The sequence below is a fragment of the Rhodococcus sp. CX genome, from assembly GCF_015865005.1.
Classification (GTDB): domain Bacteria; phylum Actinomycetota; class Actinomycetes; order Mycobacteriales; family Mycobacteriaceae; genus Rhodococcus.
In genome coordinates, this window is the sequence record NZ_JADZGH010000037.1 from 20,642 (window position 1) to 24,643 (window position 4,002).

Genomic DNA, 4,002 nt, shown 5'->3' on the forward strand with positions numbered 1-4,002 from the left:
TCACTGGATGAGGCGGCGCCGAGGTGGGACGATTCTGTGCATGTCCCGTCGATGTTGACTTGCACCGACCACATCGTTGACCGTCCGCGCCGTCGCGTATTCCGCGACGCGCGAACTGGTGCCGCTCTACGGCGTGTACGGCCTGCTGTTCGAGGACAACGGCCTGTCGACGGCACAGATCTCCTCGCTGTTCGCGGTGTGGTCCATCGCGGCGTTCGTGACCGAGGTGCCGTCCGGGGCGTGGGCCGACATCGTGCCGCGCCGGACCCTGCTGTTCGGTAGCGCCGTCCTTCTCACCGCGTCGTTCACCCTGTGGATGCTGGTGCCGAGCTACTGGGGCTTCGCGGCCGGCTTCGCGTTGTGGGGGCTGGCCGAGTCCATGAAGTCCGGCACGTTCGAGGCGTTGCTGTACGAGGAACTGGCGGCACTCGGCGCGCGGGACCGGTACGCGACCGTCCAGGGGTACGTGAACTCCGCCGAGGTGACCAGCGTGTTCGTCGCGACCGCGTCGGCCGGTCCGCTCTACGCCCTTGGCGGTTACGGGCTGGTCGGGTGGGTTTCGATCGCGATCACCGTCGTCGACGGCCTGCTGGTGTTCACGCTCCCGCCGGCACCCCGGACGGTTCGGGTCGACAGCACCGAACCTGCACCGGACGACGGTGGCACCTTCGTCGCGCGCTACGTGGGGGTGCTGCGCGCCGGGACGCACGAGATCCGCACCGACGTGGTCGTCCGGCGGGCGGTGCTGCTCACGGCAGTGCTGATGTCGTTCCTGGCGCTCGAGGAGTACTTCGGCCTGCTCGCCCGTGACGGCGGTGCGTCGACCGCGCAGGCGCCGCTGCTGGTGTCGATCACGGTCGTCGGGCAGATCGTCGGGGCCGCGGTCGCCGGACGGACCGCCGTCATGACCGGGCGGACCATGGCCGTCGTGCTGTGCGCGGCCGCGGCGCTGCTCGCGGTCGGGGCGGTCGCCGGGGGAGTCGCGGGATTCGTCGCGATCGGCATCGGATACGGCATCCTGCACAACGCGGGGATCGTCGCCGAGGTGCGGATGCAGGACGCGATGTCCGGATCGGCGCGCGCGACCGTCACGTCGGTGGCCGGTCTGACCAGCGAGGTCGCGTCGCTCGCCCTGTTCGCGGGCTTCGCGGTGGGGTCCGCGTGGCTGTCGCTGTCGATCCTCGTCGCCGCGGTCGCGGTGCCGGTGCTGCTGACCGCGGTCGCGGCACCGCACATGCTGCCCCACCGCCCCCGCCCCGCCGGGTGACGGGGCAGGGGCGGGACAGGATCAGAGCTTGGTGCAGCGCAGCTCGTGGCCCTTGGACGTCTTGCAGCGGCCCGTCTCGAGATCCCACTGCCAGCCGTGAAGGTTGCAGGTCAGGGTGGTGCCGTCGACGACACCGAACTTCGACAGGTCGGCCTTCAGGTGCGGGCAGCGACGCTGGACCTCGTAGCCCCCGATCTCGATCGACGCCGAATCGTCGTGCGCCTCGGCGAACCAGCCGTCCGCGTACGCGATGCGCTCGTCGGTCAGGCACTTGAAGAACGTGTAGAGGAACTCGTTGTAGCCGCCCACGCGCCACGCCGTGAACCGGGTGGACAGGAAGATGGTGTTGACCCAGTCCGGCTCGTCGTCGCGCAGCACGGTGCGCACGAGTTCCGGCGCGATGCGGAAGCCGTAGCGGTACTTGCCCTCGCCCTCGATCGGTTCGCGGACGACCCGCTTCGGGAAGTCGAGCACGGCGGTCTCGTCACCCATCACGAGCCCGACCGGATACCCGATGCCGTCGCAGATCAGATCGGACTGCGCCATGATCGGCTCGAACTTCGCCTTGAGCGCTCCGAGCAGCGGCTCGCCCTCGGCCGGCGCCCACGTCGCCTTCTCGGCCTCGATGATCGGCGCGAACCGCTGCGCCATCTCCTCGATGTAGGCGGCCTTGTCGGTGAAGATCCGATCGACCTGCTCGTCCGGGATCGGATGCGTGAGGGTCATCCGATCGCTGCCGGTCAGATCCACGACCGAACCCGGAATCATCAGCAGGCCGCCGTCGCGGCCGTGGATCCGCAGCTGCTCGAGGAACACCTGCTGGTCCGGGAAGATGTTGCCGACGTCGCCGTGGTCGTCGTTGAGGTCGCGCAGCTCGGGATCGAGGAACACCGGGGGGCCCGCGGACGGCACGATCCACGTCGCCCCGACCTGCTCGATGTAGGAGCGGCAGCGGTCCATGCCGCGCTGACGCTTCTGCTTGCCGAAGTTGCGCTTCGTGCCGGCCGGGATGTCGTAGACCATCGGGTACCAGATGGCACCGGAGTACTGCAGCAGGTGGATGTCGATGTGACCGAACGCCTCGAGCATCGGATCCATGTCGATCGGCCGCGCGTCGTTCATGTTGAAGACGGTCGTCGTGCCGTCGGACACCACGAGACCGGAGTCGCCGATCGGGCCGTCGGCGGGCGCGCGCAGCGCGATGATCATGACGTCGAGCGAGCCCTTGGGTCCGGTCACGCTGTGCTTGACGGAATCGGTGGTCTCGAAGAACTTCGTGAAACCGAGGGCTTCGAGCTCACGCTTCAGGTCCGGGACCGGGTAGTCCGGCAGCAGCACGGTCGCGTCCTTGTTGACGTGCTTGCTCAGCGTTCCCGGGTCGAAGTGGTCCTTGTGCAGGTGCGAAACGTACAGGTAGTCGACGTCGCCGAGGGCGTCCCAGTCGAGCTGCGTGTTGTCCGGGAAAGGCACCCACGATGCGAAGTACGCGGGGTTCACCCACGGGTCGCACAGGATCGATCCCGCCTCGGTCTGGATGTGGAACCCGGCGTGTCCGACGCTGGTGATCTGCACTACGTTGCCCTCCTGAACTGGCGACCGGCGTGCCTACCAGGGTAGGCGGCGCCGTTCGGCTCACTTCGGCCAGGCAGTTCGGCACTGTCCCGGGCGGGGTCGATTCGGGTGTCGTGGTCGGTGCAGATCCGGCGGTTCCGGCTACTCTGGCCGTCGTGGAACCCTTCTACCGGACCATCATCGGCGTGGCGCGCACGCTCTTCGCTGCGCAGGGCCTGAAGTTCACCATCACCGGGGAGGAACACATCCCGGCGACCGGCGGCGCGGTCATCGCGATGAACCACACCGGATACATGGACTTCACCTACGCGGGCATCCCGGCGCGCGCCACCAAGCGGTACATCCGCTTCATGGCGAAGAAGGAGGTCTTCGACAACAAGATCTCCGGCCCGATGATGCGCGCGATGAAGCACATCCCCGTCGACCGCGGCGACGCCGGTGAGTCCTACCGCCGCGCGGTTGAGGCGCTCCGCTCCGGGGAACTCGTCGGCGTGTTCCCCGAGGAGACGATCAGCCGCAGCTTCGAGCTGAAGGACTTCCGGTCCGGTGCCGCGCGCATGGCACTCGAGGCGGGTGTGCCGATCGTGCCGATGATCATCTGGGGCTCGCAGCGCGTGTGGACGAAGGGGCATCCCAAGCGTCTGGGCCGCACCAACACGCCGATCGTCATCAAGGTCGGCGCCCCCGTCGTCCCGCACGAGCCGGCCTCGGAGACCACCGCGGAACTGCACGCGGTGATGGAGAAGATGCTGCACGAGGTGCAGCAGGGCTACGAGCACGAGCCGGGTGCCTACTGGGTGCCGCGCCGGCTCGGCGGATCGGCGCCCGGTCGCGAGGAGGCCGACGCCGAGGACGCCCGCGTCGCCGCGGAACGTCGCGCCCGCAAGGAACGCGAACGCGCCGAACGGGAAGGCCGCGCGGCCGGACCGGGCACCGACTCCGGGACTCCGGGACAGTGACTTGGTGAGTTCTCCCGTTCCGAGCCTCGTCGCCACCGATGTCGACGGCACCCTGATCGACGACGCGAACCGCGTGTCGGAGCGGACCCGTGCCGCCGTGCACGCGGTCGTGGAGTCGGGGACGCCGTTCGTGCTGGCCACGGGCCGGCCGCCGCGGTGGATTCCTCCGGTCGTCGAGGAACTCGGATACGCCCCGCTGTCGGT

The 4,002-nt window shown here is 68.9% G+C and carries 4 protein-coding genes; 3 read left to right on the forward strand and 1 reads right to left on the reverse strand.

The genetic code is table 11. The features are described from left to right. Positions 1–76: 76 nt before the first annotated feature. Positions 77–1,267, forward strand: coding sequence for an MFS transporter (locus I0Q12_RS03635; protein WP_197250640.1), 1,191 nt, complete (start codon positions 77–79; stop codon positions 1,265–1,267). Between the two features lie 21 nt (positions 1,268–1,288). Here I0Q12_RS03635 and I0Q12_RS03640 read toward each other — a convergent pair whose 3' ends face one another. Next, a complete protein-coding gene (locus I0Q12_RS03640) occupies positions 1,289–2,839 on the reverse strand; it encodes a Rieske 2Fe-2S domain-containing protein (protein ID WP_197250641.1) in 1,551 nt (516 codons plus the stop codon). A 155-nt stretch (positions 2,840–2,994) separates the two neighbouring features. Between I0Q12_RS03640 and I0Q12_RS03645 the strand changes: the two genes are divergently transcribed. Together I0Q12_RS03645 and I0Q12_RS31830 are read left to right on the forward strand one after the other, a co-directional pair. Continuing rightward, positions 2,995–3,798, forward strand: coding sequence for a lysophospholipid acyltransferase family protein (locus I0Q12_RS03645; RefSeq protein ID WP_197250642.1), 804 nt, complete (start codon positions 2,995–2,997; stop codon positions 3,796–3,798). A 4-nt stretch (positions 3,799–3,802) separates the two neighbouring features. Beyond that, a partial coding sequence (locus I0Q12_RS31830; protein ID WP_307846005.1) for an HAD hydrolase family protein occupies positions 3,803–4,002 on the forward strand: 200 nt, incomplete at its 3' end.